Source organism: Synechococcus sp. BIOS-E4-1 (assembly GCF_014279995.1).
Classification (GTDB): domain Bacteria; phylum Cyanobacteriota; class Cyanobacteriia; order PCC-6307; family Cyanobiaceae; genus Synechococcus_C.
In genome coordinates this window covers 2,537,776-2,553,066 of the sequence record NZ_CP047935.1, presented here as the reverse complement: position 1 = coordinate 2,553,066, position 15,291 = coordinate 2,537,776, and the positions used below count along the sequence as shown (strand labels likewise).

The 15,291-nt window shown below is 59.6% G+C and carries 15 protein-coding genes; 2 read left to right on the top strand and 13 right to left on the bottom strand.

The window, feature by feature from the left end; all coding sequences use genetic code 11:
• Nucleotides 1-26: 26 nt before the first annotated feature.
• Complete coding sequence (gene bioA / locus SynBIOSE41_RS13915) at nucleotides 27-1,310, top strand: adenosylmethionine--8-amino-7-oxononanoate transaminase (RefSeq protein WP_255475782.1); 1,284 nt, start codon at nucleotides 27-29, stop codon at nucleotides 1,308-1,310.
• 23 nt (nucleotides 1,311-1,333) lie between these two features.
• Here the strand turns inward: bioA and SynBIOSE41_RS13910 are convergent, their stop codons facing one another.
• Nucleotides 1,334-1,600 (bottom strand): DUF3143 domain-containing protein, encoded by a 267-nt coding sequence (locus SynBIOSE41_RS13910; protein WP_231857169.1) that lies wholly within the window; start codon nucleotides 1,598-1,600, stop codon nucleotides 1,334-1,336.
• Entirely contained in the window at nucleotides 1,542-2,102 is a 561-nt protein-coding gene (locus SynBIOSE41_RS13905) for a J domain-containing protein (RefSeq protein WP_255475781.1), read from the bottom strand. Before SynBIOSE41_RS13905 ends, SynBIOSE41_RS13910 begins: the two co-directional genes overlap by 59 nt.
• Nucleotides 2,103-2,130: 28 nt before the next feature.
• On the opposite strand from SynBIOSE41_RS13905, the gene rsmG reads away from it, so the two are divergent.
• On the top strand, nucleotides 2,131-2,895 hold the full coding sequence (gene rsmG, locus SynBIOSE41_RS13900; protein WP_066911027.1) for a 16S rRNA (guanine(527)-N(7))-methyltransferase RsmG: 765 nt from the start codon (nucleotides 2,131-2,133) through the stop codon (nucleotides 2,893-2,895).
• Here the strand turns inward: rsmG and SynBIOSE41_RS13895 are convergent.
• The 11 genes from SynBIOSE41_RS13895 to SynBIOSE41_RS13850 form a co-directional block, all read right to left on the bottom strand.
• Nucleotides 2,871-4,028, bottom strand: a complete 1,158-nt coding sequence (locus SynBIOSE41_RS13895; RefSeq protein WP_255475780.1) for an aldo/keto reductase — start codon at nucleotides 4,026-4,028, stop codon at nucleotides 2,871-2,873. The two genes, rsmG and SynBIOSE41_RS13895, sit on opposite strands and share 25 nt — an antisense overlap.
• Nucleotides 4,029-4,078: 50 nt before the next feature.
• On the bottom strand, nucleotides 4,079-4,477 hold the full coding sequence (locus tag SynBIOSE41_RS13890) for a ferredoxin (RefSeq protein ID WP_186538368.1): 399 nt from the start codon (nucleotides 4,475-4,477) through the stop codon (nucleotides 4,079-4,081).
• A gap of 30 nt (nucleotides 4,478-4,507) precedes the next feature.
• Nucleotides 4,508-4,900 (bottom strand): DUF1257 domain-containing protein, encoded by a 393-nt coding sequence (locus SynBIOSE41_RS13885; RefSeq protein WP_066911036.1) that lies wholly within the window; start codon nucleotides 4,898-4,900, stop codon nucleotides 4,508-4,510.
• Nucleotides 4,900-5,103 carry a DUF2997 domain-containing protein gene (locus SynBIOSE41_RS13880; protein ID WP_066911040.1) on the bottom strand — a complete coding sequence of 68 codons (204 nt, stop codon included), beginning with the start codon at nucleotides 5,101-5,103 and terminating at the stop codon, nucleotides 4,900-4,902. The genes SynBIOSE41_RS13885 and SynBIOSE41_RS13880 overlap by 1 nt, the downstream gene beginning before the upstream one ends.
• A gap of 71 nt (nucleotides 5,104-5,174) precedes the next feature.
• Nucleotides 5,175-5,984, bottom strand: coding sequence for a HEAT repeat domain-containing protein (locus SynBIOSE41_RS13875; RefSeq protein ID WP_186538367.1), 810 nt, complete (start codon nucleotides 5,982-5,984; stop codon nucleotides 5,175-5,177).
• A gap of 15 nt (nucleotides 5,985-5,999) precedes the next feature.
• The gene (locus tag SynBIOSE41_RS18165) at nucleotides 6,000-6,125 is read right to left on the bottom strand and encodes a hypothetical protein (RefSeq protein WP_255355652.1); all 126 of its coding nucleotides are present in this window, start codon (nucleotides 6,123-6,125) and stop codon (nucleotides 6,000-6,002) included.
• A 39-nt stretch (nucleotides 6,126-6,164) separates the two neighbouring features.
• Nucleotides 6,165-7,928, bottom strand: a complete 1,764-nt coding sequence (locus SynBIOSE41_RS13870; RefSeq protein ID WP_186538365.1) for a sodium:solute symporter family protein — start codon at nucleotides 7,926-7,928, stop codon at nucleotides 6,165-6,167.
• A 28-nt stretch (nucleotides 7,929-7,956) separates the two neighbouring features.
• Nucleotides 7,957-8,997: a 23S rRNA (adenine(2503)-C(2))-methyltransferase RlmN gene (rlmN, locus tag SynBIOSE41_RS13865; RefSeq protein ID WP_186538363.1), complete on the bottom strand. Its 1,041-nt coding sequence runs from the start codon at nucleotides 8,995-8,997 to the stop codon at nucleotides 7,957-7,959.
• Nucleotides 8,994-9,146 (bottom strand): high light inducible protein, encoded by a 153-nt coding sequence (locus SynBIOSE41_RS13860; RefSeq protein WP_066911119.1) that lies wholly within the window; start codon nucleotides 9,144-9,146, stop codon nucleotides 8,994-8,996. Before SynBIOSE41_RS13860 ends, rlmN begins: the two co-directional genes overlap by 4 nt.
• Nucleotides 9,147-9,214: 68 nt before the next feature.
• Nucleotides 9,215-13,318: a DNA-directed RNA polymerase subunit beta' gene (locus SynBIOSE41_RS13855; protein WP_186538361.1), complete on the bottom strand. Its 4,104-nt coding sequence runs from the start codon at nucleotides 13,316-13,318 to the stop codon at nucleotides 9,215-9,217.
• Nucleotides 13,319-13,365: 47 nt separating this feature from the next.
• Nucleotides 13,366-15,270 carry a DNA-directed RNA polymerase subunit gamma gene (locus tag SynBIOSE41_RS13850; RefSeq protein ID WP_186538360.1) on the bottom strand — a complete coding sequence of 635 codons (1,905 nt, stop codon included), beginning with the start codon at nucleotides 15,268-15,270 and terminating at the stop codon, nucleotides 13,366-13,368.
• Nucleotides 15,271-15,291 lie beyond the last annotated feature (21 nt).

Genomic DNA, 15,291 nt, shown 5'->3' with positions numbered 1-15,291 from the left:
TGACAACAGGCCTTCAAGCGTGCCCAGTGTCACGGAACCATCACCCCAACCTCTGGCCACCCTTCACATCGATCACAACCACCCCGGCTCTCGAGCAGGTGGTACGAGGCGAAGGGGCCCTGCTCTATCGAGCTGAAGGACCACCTCTCATTGATGCGATCAGCAGCTGGTGGGTCACGCTTCACGGCCATGCCAACCCGGTTGTTGCTGCCGCAATCGCCGAGCAGGCCGCCACGCTTGAACAAGTGATCTTCGCGGAATTCACCCATCCGCAGGCAGAACGGCTGGCATCGCGCTTGGCCCAGCGCACTGGCCTGGATCGTGTCTTTTTCTCAGACAACGGTTCCACCGCTGTGGAAGTAGCCCTCAAAACCGCCGTGCAGTGGTGGCACAACCGCGGCGAACCACGCCAGCAACTGATCGCATTTGAAGGGGCCTATCACGGCGACACCTTCGGAGCGATGGCGGTCGGAGCACGCAGTCTGTTCAGCGAACCGTTTGATCCGATGCTGTTTCCGGTGAGGCGAGTCCCCTGGCCCCAGACCCACTGGAATGACCAGGCGGTGGAAGCCAGTGAACAGCAGGCTCTCGATGACCTGGCGCAAGCACTGCAAACGCCCACCGCAGCGGTGATCCTCGAACCGCTCATCCAGGGTGCTGGCGGCATGCGCATGGTTCGCCCCCAGTTCCTGCAAGCCGTGGAACAACTGGTCAGACACGCCGGCAGCCTGCTGATCGCCGATGAGGTCCTCGCCGGTTTTGGTCGTTGCGGCCGCCTGCTGGCCTGCCAGCGCGCAGGGATTCAGCCGGATCTTGTGGCACTGTCCAAAGGACTCACCGCCGGATTCCTGCCGATGGGAATCACGATGGCCAGCGAGGCGATCTTTCAGGAGTTCCTCGGCAGCGATCCAACCAAAACGCTGTGGCATGGTCACAGCTTCACGGCCAACCCACTGGGCTGCGCAGCGGCCAATGCCAGCTTGGATTTGCTCGAAGCGGACCCGGCCTGTCATGAGCAGTTCGAACAACGCCATCAGACCAGAATGGAACGGCTGGTCGGCCATCCCAGGGTGCAACGCGTCAGGCTCTGCGGCACCATTGCCGCGTTTGACCTGGTGACCGGCGGTGAGCAGGGTTATCTCAATCCTGCGGGCAAGCTGCTCCGGGGTCTGGTGAGAGAGCAGGGTGTTTTGATCCGTCCGCTCGGGGATGTCGTCTATCTGCTGCCGCCGCTCTGCATCAGCGACGCCCAGCTGGATCAGTGCTACGACGCTCTGCACAGCGGACTGGATAATCTCCCCTGCACGTAAGTGCCGATACAAGCCCTTGGAGATCAGGGGCCGAGACGAATTGCGGTTTCCACATCCGCTCGGGTGAGGCCATAGGGGTAGGAACAAGAGCGGGGGGGGCGCTCCGAAGTCCAGGTCACACCGAGATCCTGCTGATCGAGTCGCACCACAGCACTCCAGGAAGGCTGCTCCCAGATCCAGTCGCAGGGGTCCTGATCACTGCGGGTGGCACCCAGCGCCTGCAACCACTGCTCAAGTGCCCGCAGGGAATGCTGATTGAGCGGCGTGTCCGCTGAGGGGAGTGATGCCATCGGAATCTCCGGGCTGCGCACCAGTCAGCTGAGTCTGCTCCTCCACAAGCCAACTCGGCTGCACCTGAAGTTCAAGTCCTCGGCTCAAGGCCACACCCACCCCAAGCAGCAGACAAAGCAGCAGTGATCCCAGCAGCAGCAGCAGCGACAGCCACTCACCACCGGAGAGGGGACGACGCTGACCGATCGCATGCGGCACCGGCAGAGATGGAATCACGGTCTGCTGTATTGCTTCGCTCTCCCGCAGAGCCGCGTCGTAGACGCGGCGGCGGCGTGGATCAGCGAGCTGCTCATAGGCTTCTCGCAGAAGCCTGAACTGGCGAGCCGCATCCTGTGCAGGCAAATGGGTCGTGTCTGGATGCACCGCCTTGCTCAGGCGGCGGAAGGCCTGACGCAAAGAATCAGCATCAGCACTGCGAGAGACACCCAGACGCTCGTAATAGGTTATGTTCTGAGCCTGAGGGGCCATTGCGTTCAGCAGCACCTTGGGCTTCAGCGCCATTCTAGAAAGGTGTGACGGTTAGGCCGCCATGCCGGATACATCGCCGTTTGCCAATCCGGGAGCCGAGCTCTGGTCGTTGCTCGGATGGAGCCCTGATGCCGGACAGCTGAGGCAGTTGATTCAACTGCAACAGTTGCTTCAAGACTGGAACAGCCGCGTCAATCTCACCCGGCTGGTGCAGGGGGAAGATTTCTGGATCGCTCAGGTTCTCGACAGCCTCTGGCCTCTGTTGCCTGAGCTGATGAGCCCAGACATTCCACGCCGCTGCATTGATGTCGGCACAGGTGGAGGCTTCCCCGGGCTGGCTGTGGCCATTGCTCTTCCAGGCGCTGAGCTGACCCTGGTGGATTCAGTGGGACGCAAAACTGCTGCCGTAGCTGCAATGGCACAGTCGCTGGGCCTGGGCGATCGGGTGTTGGTCCGCACTGAACGGGTGGAACGCACTGGTCAGGATCAGAGCTGTCGAGGAACTTTTGATCTTGCGATGGCCCGCGCCGTCGGCGCAGCTCCTGTGGTGGCGGAATACCTGGTGCCGTTGTTGCACAGGAGCGGAGAGGCCTTGCTTTACCGCGGGCGCTGGAACGATGCGGATGAGATTGAGCTCCAATCGGCACTGAAACTTCTGAAAGCTCGCTCCCTGAAGTTGCAACGCATGGAACTTCCATCCGACAGAGGAGGTCGGACCCTGATCAGGATTGGACCCGAAGCTGAAACACCCAGGGCCTATCCGCGCGCCACAGGCCTGCCCAGCAAAATGCCGCTGGGGGTTCAAGACGCGGACAGCCGCTCCTGAGCGGAGCCACCAGCCCGCTCACGCAGGCTGCGCAGCAGGCTGGGGATGCGGTCTCTCCATGGACTGTCATTCAGAACCGACAACAGCAGCTCCTCACTCACGCTGGCATCCAGCTCATCGGCATTGGCTCCCGGGAACCAATGACCAGCACGACCAAGCAGGCCGTAACGGGCCTTGACAAAGCCATCCAGATCCCATGCCTCCAGCAGGTTATGAAGCCAAAGCAATATCGGCAGGTTGATCTCACCTGGCGTGTTCTGCCATTCCGGTAATCCCTTTCTCCAGCTTGTCAGCCATGACGCACCAAGGGCATCACATTCCGCCATGCGAAGACGGGATTCGATCGGCGCCACCAACTCCATGGCCTGATCCAGCAGGGATACCGCCTCAAGGTGCAGATCAAGGTCTTGAGGACAGGCCGCCCCGACGCTCAACGTGTGAACCCGCGGATCACGGAGACAGAAGAGGTCATTGAAAACAATCGGATGCAGGGGATCCGTGAGCTCCAGCAGTCGTGGGCCGGGGGTGTGCAGATGCCCTCCTTTATCAGTGGGGCTGATGATGAACACACCCATGTCCTGAAGACTGGCTGCTGCGATTGCCGGTTCGTTGTCCTGACGGATGAAGTACCAGTGCAGGTTCACGTAATCGAAAACACCCGTTTCGATGGCATCGACGATTAACGCGGTGTCTCCATGAGTGGAAAATCCCACATGACCGATCCTGCCTTCGGCCTGCCAGCGACGCACCACATCAAGGCAGCCGCCGGGTCGGATCGTCTGATCGAGATGGGAATGAAGATTAATGCCGTGAATCGAGAGCAGATCGACACGATCCACGTCAAGACGGGTGAAGGACAGTTCGAGATCGGCTTCGAAAAGTTTCGGATCTGACTGGGGTGGCACCTTGGTCTGCAGGATTCGCGAGGGATCGGGAGAATCCGGCAGAGCCCAGCCAAGCTGTCGTTCTGAACTGCCGTAGTGGCGTGCGGTTTCCACATGATGGAAGCCCGTCTGCACCGCTCGTTGGAGGGTGCTCTGCAACAACCGCTGGGATTGAGTGGTGATCGCATCGGCATCAAGATCACTCCAGCTCTGCTGAAAGCGCATGCCACCCAGTGACAGCACTGGCATTGAAATCTCTGTGCGCCCAAAGCGACGGGTTGGCAGACCAGAGCTCTCCATCAGCCGTGATGGGTGTTGCGAGGGAGCTGACGAAGTGGTCGAGCCGGCGAGGGGACTCCCATCGGCAGAAGTTCCTGGGCATCCAGCTGACGCTTCAGCCCTGGAAGATCATTGAAAGCAACCCAGTGGATGCAGTCCACAGGACAGGTCTCGATCGCTTCCTGGATGCAGTCAGATGGGTCACCATCCTGTCGAATTGCCCGGGAACGACCGAGATGTGGCTCAATCACGAAGGTATTCGTGGCCACGTGAGCGCAGTAGCGGCAACCGATGCAGGCCGCCTCATCAACCCAGACCGCCTTTGACTGGAGCGCACCACCCAGGACAGGCTCAAAACCTGTTCGCTCATCCTGATCAAAGGACTCTGCAAGATAGGCGGCAGCTGCTGGATCAATCACGAATCAACGTTGCTGTCAGAGGGAACTGGTTCAGGCGTCCCAACGGGTCACAACCAGCTCAATAGATCCATCCTGGCAATCACGTTGCTCTGTGACATCAAATCCCTCATGACGAGTGGCTTCCAGCACTGACCTCAGTGCATAGCGCTGGGTCAGACGCGACAAGAACCGCTCAACCGGTACGGGCTGGCGCCAAAGATCCAAATCCGTAACGAACTCGTAAGCATGGTTTGTTTCATTCCAGCGGAAGCCGAAGTCGGCACCGCCGTCAACGGCAACTGCGAGCTCTGCTTCGACGGTCTGACCTTTGTAACCACGAACGGTCTGCTGAGTGTCGCCAGGCGTGTAACCCAGATCCTCGAGAGCCCCACGCAGCGGAGCCAGCTGACGGAGTTCGGTTTTAACGGTACTGAAATGAGACATCAGGAAGGCTCGACGGACTGGGACTGAGTGACAGGCTGGGTTGAGGTGAAAGCCTCAGAAGTGGGCTGACGCCGTTCGACAGTGCCAAGCGCTGCCTCAAGACGATCTGTGAGTTGCAGGCAGCCATCACCAGTGACACCTTCAACCCGCTCCTCAACTCGACCGTCGGGGCGGATTCGAAATCGCACTGTGCGCTGAGGCATGCACCATCACAGAATTGTTCGCATGTTAAAGGGAAGTCGTAGGTGCCGGAGTTCCCTGTAACGGGATCAGATCAGATCAACAGACCTTCGTCCAGCAGAGTCTGGAGACGATCCACGAGCTCGGGATTATCGAGCTGCTCGAGGGCCGTACGGGCTTCATCGCGCACCGTCGTCTCACGATCCTGAAGCAGAGCTGCCACGAAAGCCTCGACCATCTCATCCTGGCGTGGCTTGACAAGCTGATCATGCAGTCGGCCCAGGGCCCAGATGCAGTTGCTGCGCACAACGGGTTCACTGTCAATCCGCAGGCTCAACAGCAGCTGACCTGCCGCGAGATCAGCCTTCACAGAAGTGGTGCTTCCCGCCTCCGCCAGTGACACCGAAGCCCAGAGACGCACCGATGCCACATCCACCTGCAAAGCCCTGATCAATGGATTGAGTACAGGAGCATCCGGGTAATTACCGAGGCTCCATGCCGTGGCCTTGCGCACATAGGCGTTGCTGTCCAGCTGCAGAAGCCGCAGCAGAGCTTCCACAGCCTGCAGGGAAGGGTTCCGACCCAGTGCGTAAACAGCACTCATGCGCACCACAGGACAGGTTTCGTCGAGCAGTGGCAGGAGCAGTGGGACGGCACGAGGGTCACGATGTTCACAGAAGACCCTCAACCCTTGAAGGCGCTGATCATGCCCCTGTTTGAGCCATTCCAGGCCCTCATCACAGGCTCGAACCGCCTCCAGGGCATCACCTTCCGGATCATCCGGGGCAATCTCATCGAGAGGATCACCCATGAGTTCTGCGGCGAGTTCTCGCTCCAGCACATCAGGATCGATGGCCAGCTCAGCCATGAGGTCCTCGTTCTGGATGCTGGATGAATCGCCCATGGTCCGATCGTAATCTCAGCTGATCGGAGCGGGCGCCAGCATGTCGCCCGGAAGCCAGATGCGAGCGCTCACAGCGACAAGGGCCAGCGCGAACAGTGCCACGATCAGAATGGGAAGCAGAGTGCTGCGGAAAAAAGCCAAATCGCTGACGGATGTCCAAACATTGTGACTGCCGCCCGATCAGACCGGAGCGGCGGATCGCCCGATCCAGCGAAGAAGCATCAGAGAAGCCACTGCCAGAACCAGGCCGAACCAACCCAGCTGCTGCTGATGCAACAGGAATGCCCCTGATCCAAGCAGAGCGCCGAAAAGCAGTCCGGAACTGAACAGGAAGCGGGCAAGAAGGTCTGAGAGGGATTCCGAAGCGGTCGCATCAAGGCCACCACGCCATCGGCTCCAGCCAGGTCCAGGAGGACGAACCTGAAGCACGAAACGTTCCAGAACCGCTGGGGACTCCGGGGGGGTCAGCAACATCACCGTGATCCAGATCAAGGCCGTGAGAGCTGTGGTGACCATCAGGCGTTCTCCGTAATCAGCGATCTGAAGCAGAGGAACAACCGAGGTCACCAGGCCCACCACAAAACCGCAGAGCATGGCGGCCAGCTCAGCTGCAGCATTGATCCGCCACCAGAACCAGCGCAGAACGAGCACCACACCAGGTCCGGTGCCGATGGCGATCACGAGCCGGAACACCGTGCCGATGCTGTCGCTGATCAGGGCTGTGACCACGCCAAGCACAAGCAACATCACACTCATGAGCTGACCCACCAGCAGAAGCTCCCGCTGAGAGGCATTCGGCCTCAGAAAGCGTTGATACAGATCATGGGTGAGGTAGCTGGCTCCCCAGTTCACGGATGTACTCACGGTGCTCATGAAGGCTGCCACCAGGGAGACCACCACCAGTCCGAGTACCACAGGAGGCAAAAACTGAACCGCGAGTGTCGGGTAGCTGAGTTCCCAGTCAGCCTGGTCAGGAAGCAGCACCAGGGCAGCCAGGGCCACGATCACCCAGAGCCAGCTGCGCAGCAGATAGTTGACCACCAAAAACACCCAGCCAGCGAGCCGCGCCTGCTGTTCATCCTTCGTGGCCAGCATCCGTTGGATGAACTCACCACCACCGTCACTGCGGCGGAAACTCCACCACTGCACGGTGAGATAAGCGAGAAAAGTAGAGACACTGATCCCCGCGCCGCCGATCCAGGAGAAGCCTTCAGGACCCCAGCGCCAGGGAACAATCGACAGCAGTTCTGGGCGACCCAGCGCATCCAGCTGATCCAGCAGCGATTCCATCCCCCCGGCCGCATGAACTGCCGCCCATGCCACAGCGGCTGCCCCCAGAAGCGCCAGCAGGAGCTGAATGAAATCGGTGATCACCACGGCCCACAATCCACCGGCGACGGTGTAAGCGAGCACGAGAACAGCCACAATGATCAACAGCAGCAGAGTGTCCGAAAGGCCACCGGCTGCAACTATCGGCTGATCAGAGACGATGCCAAGCGCTTCGACCACCTTGCGCATGGCGAGAAAGGCATAGCCGATGCCGATGCAGTTCACCGGCAGCGCCAGCAGAAAGGCCTTGATACCTCGCAGCCAGGCAGCTGCAGGGCCGCCATAGCGCAACTCCGTGAAAGCAGCATCCGTGAGCACCCCGCTGCGCCGCCATAAGGGTGCGAACACCACGGCCATCGCGACATGCGCAAGCCCAAAACCCCACCACTCCCAGTTCGCCGCGAGGCCTCGCGTGCCCACGATCCCTGCTACATAAAGGGGCGTATCGATTGAAAACGTTGTGGCCGCCATTGATGCACCAGCGAGCCAGCCGCTGAGACGTCGGCCTGCCACGAAGTAATCGTCTTCGTCCCGATTGCGTCGCGCCAGCCAGAGACCGAGGGCCAGCGTGGCTGCCAGATACACGATCAGAATGGTCCAGTCGATCGGAGCCATGGAGCCGCGCAGATAGTCGCAGTCTCCCTTACTGCTGTCGCGATCTCCTCAGCTGGCCACAGGCCGCATCCTGGTCGAGGCCCCTACTGGAGCGCAGGCTCACGGCCACACCGCGCCTTTCAAGCACACGGCGGAATCCTTCAATACGTTCACGGGATGGACGCTGAAACTCTTCTTCCTCAATCGGGTTGTAGGCAATCAAATTGACGTGACTCTGAAAACCCCCGACACGGTCAGCCAGTTCCTCGGCATGCTCTGGCCGGTCATTGAGTTCTCCAAGCAGGATGTATTCGAAGCTCACCCGTCTGCCTGTGACCTCCAGGTAGTGGCGACAGTCGTCGAGCAGAACGTCATAGGGGTAGAACTTGGCGGTTGGGATGAGATCCTCCCGCAACTGCTGATTAGGTGCGTGCAAACTCACCGCCAGGGTGAACTGAGCTCTGCCCAGGGTTTCAATGGCCAGCTCAGCAAGCTGAGGCAATGTTTTTGGCACGCCAACGGTGCTCACAGTGATCCGGCGCTGGCCGATGCCCAAATCATCACTGAGGCAACGGATCGCTTCCAGGACGGCACGGCTGTTGAGCAGAGGTTCACCCATCCCCATGAACACGATGTGAGAGGGACGGCGATCCATCACCTCCCGCACACTGAGCACCTGATCGACAATTTCGTGGGTACGCAGTGAACGCTGCAACCCGTCTTTTCCAGTCGCGCAGAAACGGCATGCCATCGGGCAGCCCACCTGACTGGACACACAGACAGTAAGACGTTGATCCGTGGGAATGCCCACCGTTTCGATGGTTTCACCGTCATCGGTGGCCAGCAGCAGCTTGGTGGTGGCATCGGATGCCACTGAACGATGCACCTCTTTCAAGCGGCCGATGCTCACACCCTGATCGCTGAGCGTGGCGCGCCAGGCCTTGGGCAGAACAGTAATGTCGTCGAGAGAACGAGCACCCTTGGAATAAAGCCAATCGTGGAGCTGACGCCCTCGGAAAGCTTTCTGCCCCTGGGACACCACCCAGTCCTGAAGCTCGGCCGCGCTGCGACCGAGCAGAGCTTTGCTCACCAGATCAGAAGCCCATGCCCAAGCTTGATTTCCACGGCAAGCAAGGCGATGAATCCGAGCATGGCCATGCGTCCGTTGAGACGCTCGGTATGGGTGTGAAACCCATAGCGGGGCAGACGACGAACGGGAATCGTGGTGGGTTCAAGCATGGACAGAGTCGGCTTCAGCGCACAGTTTGAAAGGGACAGGGTGATGGGCGCGGCGGCGACCGCAGATTTCACTCATCGCTGAGAAGCCCCTCCTCCTGAAGCCCTTCCACGGCCTCGGCATCAACCACCTGCTCTTCCTTCAGCTCATTGTCAGCATCAGGGCGTGCGAATGCGGCGAAGTTGGCACCACCCTCAATGCCATGACGGCTACGAGTGGCCTCCAGATCGGCATCGCTGGGGTCATCCAGAACTGCCGTGGCATCTTTCACTGGAGCGGCGGGCATGTCGACGGTGTAATCGGGACGCAGGTTCTGCATGCGGCGGTAACCGACGGGATCCTCAGCAAGAATGTCGGGATGGGGGCCGGCTTCCGCACGCAGTTCCTCTTCGAAACCACTGAAACCGGTGCCTGCGGGAATCAGGCGCCCGATGATCACGTTTTCCTTGAGACCGCGGAGCCAGTCGCTCTTGCCCTCGATGGCGGCTTCAGTCAGAACCCTTGTCGTCTCCTGGAAAGAGGCGGCGGAGATGAAGCTGTCGGTATTGAGGGAGGCTTTGGTGATCCCCAGCAGAACCGGAGTGAATTCGGCGGGAGCGCCTCCGGTGATCGACATCGCCTGATTGGTGTCCTCCACCTGACGAAGCTCAATCAATTCGCCGGGCAGCAAGGTGGTGTCGCCTGCATCCTCAACCCGCACTTTGCTGGTCATCTGACGCACGATCACCTCAATGTGTTTGTCGTCGATCGACACGCCCTGGGATTTGTAGACGTTCTGGACTTCAGTCACCAAGCGATGTTGCAGGTTGGCGATCGCCTCTTGGGCTGCATCCATCAGCGGCTTGCGACTGCGCAGATCCTCGAAGAAACACTCCAACAGCTCATGAGGATTGATCGGACCGTCCGTCAACAGCTCGCCGGCTGTGACCTGCTGGCCATCGTTGACCATCACGTTGCGACCCAGCAGGATCGGATACTCGCCGATGGCATCATCGGTCTCGATGACTGTCACCACAGTTGTTTCATCGTCTTCACCCTGCTTGATCTCGACCGTGCCGGGCTTCTTGCAGAGAATCGCTGATTCCCGAGGACGCCGGGCTTCCAGCAGCTCCTCGATTCTGGGCAGACCCTGAACGATGTCACCGGTCTTCTGGCGTTCAAACACCAGCAATGCAAGACCATCGCCTCGCTGAACCAGATCCCCGTCGCGAACATGCAGGAGGGAGTCCGGTGAAATCATGTAAGGACGGCCGAGACGAAGCGTGACAGCCTTGCCATCCACCCGTTCCACCTCGCCACAGCAATCCGCGAGCTGGCCTTCAGCGAGAAGGTCACCGTCAACAATGCGCTGCCCCACAGTCACGACAGGCTTGGCGGAGGTACTGATGGTGACGGTGTCTTCCGCACGCTCCACAATCAAGCGACGCACAGGCTCACTTTCAGTGGCTTCAGGCATCTGAGCCACACCCTCCTGCTTGCAGAGGATCTGAGTGGTGGCCACCACATCGCCGGCCTTGATCGACTGACCATCCTCGATCTGGAGTTCGGTGTGGGTGGAACCGTGACTGGAGTCGGAAATCGTGTCGCGGCGGACGAGAATACTCTCCAATATCACCAACTGGAGACGTTCGATCGTCTTGGCACGCCTGTCAGGCACTCGTTCCACATCCACAGTCATCTGTGGGGTGGTATCGAATGTCTCAAGCATCAGCTGTGTGCGCAGCAGCTCGACACCCTCAACAGACTTGACCAACTCGTTGTCTTTGAACGACAGGCGCTGAGTGGCCTTCAGGCCGAGGTGAGGACCATTTGGTTGCTTGACGTGTCCGAGATCAGGGAGCTGTGCCTCATTCGGAATGGTGTATTCCTCAATCGGGCGAAGCAGCAGACCTGAGCCCTCCGGAGTTTCAACGGTTTGCACATACACCATGGCGTCGCTGCTGATGCCCTTGGCGATCGGTTCACCCGGATTGACCATGACACCGTCGCCGGTGAAACGCTCGAGAGCTTTTTTCTCAGTGCAGAGATGGAAGCTGCCGCTGCGCACGATGATCTCGCGCAGGATGTCGTTTTTCTGAGTGACGGTGACGATGCCGGCCGTCTGGCTGAAGATGTCCTTGACCACTTCAGTACCGGCTTCGATCCACTGACCGTCTGTGATCATCAGCAGGGAGATGTCCTTGTTGATCTCATGGGTTTCCTGAGGAATCCAGAGCAGGGTTCCACCCTTATTGACCTCGTAACCGTTTTTGGCGGATCGGGCCTTCTTGATGGCCAGGCCGGGAGCGAAACGAACCAGTCCACCGGTCTGGGTGCGGAAGCGATCGTCGTTGAGTTCAGCGACGACTTCGCCACTGCCGATCTTGCTGCCTGGGATCGTATTGAGGCGGTAACGGGTGCCGTCTTTGGCCTCCAGATTCCAGATCTCGCCAGCATGGGTGGATTCACCCTGCAGCTTGAAGTCACGCAGGGTCATCGAGGTGGTGACGATCTGCACCTCACGTGAATCACCAAGGGCGTCTCGCAGGCGAACGGCGCCGCCGTACTCACTGGCCTGGCTGGCTTCCGCGAGCACCTGGCCTGCCGTGACCTGAGCACCAGCTGTGACCACAGGCTGGGCATTGGGGGGAAGGTTGTAGACATCCCCAGCAAGCACCCACATCCTTCCGAGACGTTGTGCCTTGTGGGTGATGTTGCCCTGGCGGTCAGTGACTTCCCTGGGCTGAATGGTGGGGTCATAGCTGACCTGTCCAGCCAGATCACAGATCACGTCCTTGGTGGCCTTCTCAACACTCTTCTTGACGGCACCGGCGGCGATCTGAGCGACGGTCACGTCCGCGGCGATCTCCTGACCGTTGTCTACAAACAGCAGCGAACCGCTGGTGATCTCGATCTTCTGAGCCTTGCCCTTGCCGGAGGGATTGATGGTGAGCTTGAAATCAGCCTCAGCTTGCTGGGCGTCAACTCCATGGGGGGTGCGGTAAGGACGCACGCGTGCTTTGGCGCCGTACTCAACAGTGCCCTCCACCTTGGAGCGGACCACGCCGGATTCCGCCGTTGACACACCACCGGTGTGGAACGTTCTCATCGTGAGCTGCGTTCCGGGCTCACCAATCGACTGGGCAGCGATGATGCCGACGGCCTCTCCGAGGTCCACCAGTTCGTTGTGGGCCAGAGCCCAGCCGTAGCACTTACGGCAGACCGAGCGGTTGGCCTCACAGGTGAGCGGCGAGCGCACACTCACCGCCTCAACCCCAGCCTTCTGGATCCGCTGAGAGAGAGGCGGGTCGATTTCAGTGTTGCGCTCGGCGAGCACCTCACCCTCGGCAGACACCACCTGATCAGCGGTTAGACGACCTACCAGGCGATTGCCGAACTTACCGTTCTCAGCCTTCACAACGATCAGACGCGTTGTGCCGCAATCGTCCTCGCGCACAATCACGTCCTGCGCGACATCCACAAGACGTCGGGTGAGGTAACCGGAATCAGCCGTACGCAGTGCCGTGTCCACCAGACCCTTGCGGGCGCCATAGGAGGAGATGACGTACTCGGTGACGGTCAGGCCTTCACGGAAATTGGTGCGGATCGGCAGGTCAATGATCTCCCCCTGAGGATTGGCCATCAGGCCGCGCATGCCGACCAGCTGGCGCACCTGGGACATGTTTCCCCGGGCACCGGAGTTGGCCATCATCCACACCGAATTGAGTGGATCGTTCTGGTTGAAGTTCTTCTTGACCGCATCCACCAAGCGCTCGTTGGTCTCGGTCCAGGTGTCAATGACCTTGGTGTGACGCTCAACCTCCGTAATCACACCAAGGCGATAGGACTCCTCGGTTGCCGTGATCAACTCTTCCGCCTCTCCCAGAAGATCCTGTTTCGCCTCGGGAACCTTCAGATCGTCCACCGAAATGGACACTGCAGCCTGGGTGGCGTATTTGAAGCCAAGATCCTTGAGCTGGTCAGCCATGGCGGAAGTGGCCGCCGTGCCGTGGTGCTTGTAGGCCCAGGCAACCAGCTGTTTCAGACCCTTTTTATCCACCACACGATTGCGAAAGGGTGGTGGGGTCTTGGCCAAAGCGCGGGCTTCCTTCGCTGCGGCAGCCGCAGCCTTGGCCGCCTTGGCCGCCTTGGAAGACTTGGAGGACTTACGGGATTTGGAGGGGGTGGAGGTCATGACAGCGCTGAGAAATCGTGTTTATGGAGTGGATCGGTCTTAATCGTTCAGGTGGCTGCCACTGCATCAATGATGGTGTGATTCATCACCACACGGCCCACAGTCGTGAGGACGTAGCGGCTGATCAGAGCGCCTTCCTCATCAAAACGGTCGCGGCGGTAGGTCCACTGCTCGAGCCGCGTGCCATCGGACAGAGATTCACTCTTCAAGGGCTCATCGCGCTCGTCATCGTCCTCAACGTCGCCGTTGAAGCGAACCCAGACCCAATCGTGCAATCCGAGGCGTTTGTCCTCGAAGGCATGAATCACGTCCTCCAAGTCGGAGAAGGTCCGGCTGCGATCCCCGAATTCAATCGGGCTCATCTGCGGCTGAAGCGCCGTCAGGTAATAGGCGCCTAGCACCATGTCTTGAGACGGCGTGATGATCGGTTCGCCGGTGGCAGGAGAGAGGATGTTGTTGCTGGCCAGCATCAACATGCGTGCCTCGGTCTGGGCTTCGATCGCCAGCGGCACATGAACGGCCATCTGGTCACCGTCAAAGTCGGCGTTGAATGCCGGACAGACGAGGGGATGGAGCTGGATGGCGCGGCCATCCACAAGTTTGGGCTCAAAAGCCTGGATACCCAGTCGGTGCAGGGTCGGAGCACGGTTGAGCATGATCGGATGCCCCTCGATCACCTCCTGCAACACCTGCATCACCTCATCATCAGCACGCTGGATGAGCTTCTTGGCAGCCTTGATGTTGTTGACAATGTTCTGACGGATCAGGCGATGAATCACGAAGGGCTGGAACAGCTCGATCGCCATCTCCTTGGGCAGACCGCACTGATGCATCTTCAGTTTCGGACCCACCACGATCACGGAACGACCGGAGTAGTCGACACGCTTGCCCAGCAGGTTCTGACGGAAACGACCCTGCTTGCCCTCAATGATGTCGCTGAGTGACTTGAGGGGGCGGTTGTTGGCACCGACAACGGTGCGGCCGCGTCGACCGTTGTCGATCAAAGCGTCCACGGCCTCCTGCAGCATCCGCTTTTCATTGCGGACGATGATCTCCGGGGCAAGAATTTCCTGCAGACGCGCAAGCCGGTTGTTGCGGTTGATGACCCGGCGATAGAGGTCATTGAGGTCAGAGGTGGCGAAACGACCGCCATCCAGCTGCACCATCGGGCGCAGATCGGGAGGAATCACCGGAATCACATCGAGCACCATCCACTCCGGACGGGCATTCGTGGCGATGAAGTTATCGATGACGCGCAGGCGCTTGATCAGCTTGGCTCGTTTCTGACCCTTGCTGCTGGCGATTTCCTCACGCAGCTGTTCAGCCACCTCATTGAGAGTGAGGTCTTCCAGCAGCTGCTTCAGCGCTTCCGCACCGATTCCGACCACCGGCTCATTCTCAATCTCGGAATCTTCGGCATAGATCTCATCCTCGATCTCCAGCCACTCGTCCTCGGTGAGCAACTGTTTGTACTTGAGATCCTTGTGATCACCTGGGTCAAGGACCACGTAGCAGTTGAAGTAAACAATCTGCTCGACATCGCGCAGAGGCATGTCCAGAAGGATTGCCACGTAGCTGGGAATGCCCTTCAGATACCAGACATGAGAGACAGGAGCGGCAAGCTTGATGAAGCCCATGCGATGCCTGCGCACCCGACTTTCAGTGACCTCTACGCCGCAGCGCTCACAGACGATGCCGCGGTGACGCACCCGCTTGTATTTGCCGCAGTGGCATTCCCAGTCCTTGGACGGGCCGAAGATCTTTTCGCAGAACAACCCGTCCATCTCTGGCTTGAGGGTTCGGTAGTTGATGGTCTCCGGCTTGGTGACTTCACCCACCACCTGTCCGTTGGGCAGGGTGCGCTGACCCCACTCCATCACCCGGTCGGGCGAGGCGAGTGTGATCTTGACGTAATCGAAGTGGTTCTCGGTCCGAAGGTTGCTGTTGGTCATTGACGGTTAAGGAAGAGGGAG

Coding starts and splice junctions, on each gene's coding strand:
- SynBIOSE41_RS13880 (WP_066911040.1), bottom strand. CDS start 5,103: ATGCCTCAGCGCACAGTGCGATTTCGAATCCGCCCCGACGGTCGAGTT.
- SynBIOSE41_RS13855 (WP_186538361.1), bottom strand. CDS start 13,318: ATGACCTCCACCCCCTCCAAATCCCGTAAGTCCTCCAAGTCTTCCAAG.
- SynBIOSE41_RS13870 (WP_186538365.1), bottom strand. CDS start 7,928: ATGGCTCCGATCGACTGGACCATTCTGATCGTGTATCTGGCAGCCACG.
- SynBIOSE41_RS13910 (WP_231857169.1), bottom strand. CDS start 1,600: ATGGCATCACTCCCCTCAGCGGACACGCCGCTCAATCAGCATTCCCTG.
- SynBIOSE41_RS13885 (WP_066911036.1), bottom strand. CDS start 4,900: ATGTCTCATTTCAGTACCGTTAAAACCGAACTCCGTCAGCTGGCTCCG.
- SynBIOSE41_RS13860 (WP_066911119.1), bottom strand. CDS start 9,146: ATGCTTGAACCCACCACGATTCCCGTTCGTCGTCTGCCCCGCTATGGG.
- rsmG (WP_066911027.1), top strand. CDS start 2,131: ATGCCGGATACATCGCCGTTTGCCAATCCGGGAGCCGAGCTCTGGTCG.
- SynBIOSE41_RS13875 (WP_186538367.1), bottom strand. CDS start 5,984: ATGGGCGATTCATCCAGCATCCAGAACGAGGACCTCATGGCTGAGCTG.
- SynBIOSE41_RS13850 (WP_186538360.1), bottom strand. CDS start 15,270: ATGACCAACAGCAACCTTCGGACCGAGAACCACTTCGATTACGTCAAG.
- SynBIOSE41_RS13905 (WP_255475781.1), bottom strand. CDS start 2,102: ATGGCGCTGAAGCCCAAGGTGCTGCTGAACGCAATGGCCCCTCAGGCT.
- SynBIOSE41_RS13895 (WP_255475780.1), bottom strand. CDS start 4,028: ATGCCAGTGCTGTCACTGGGTGGCATGCGCTTTCAGCAGAGCTGGAGT.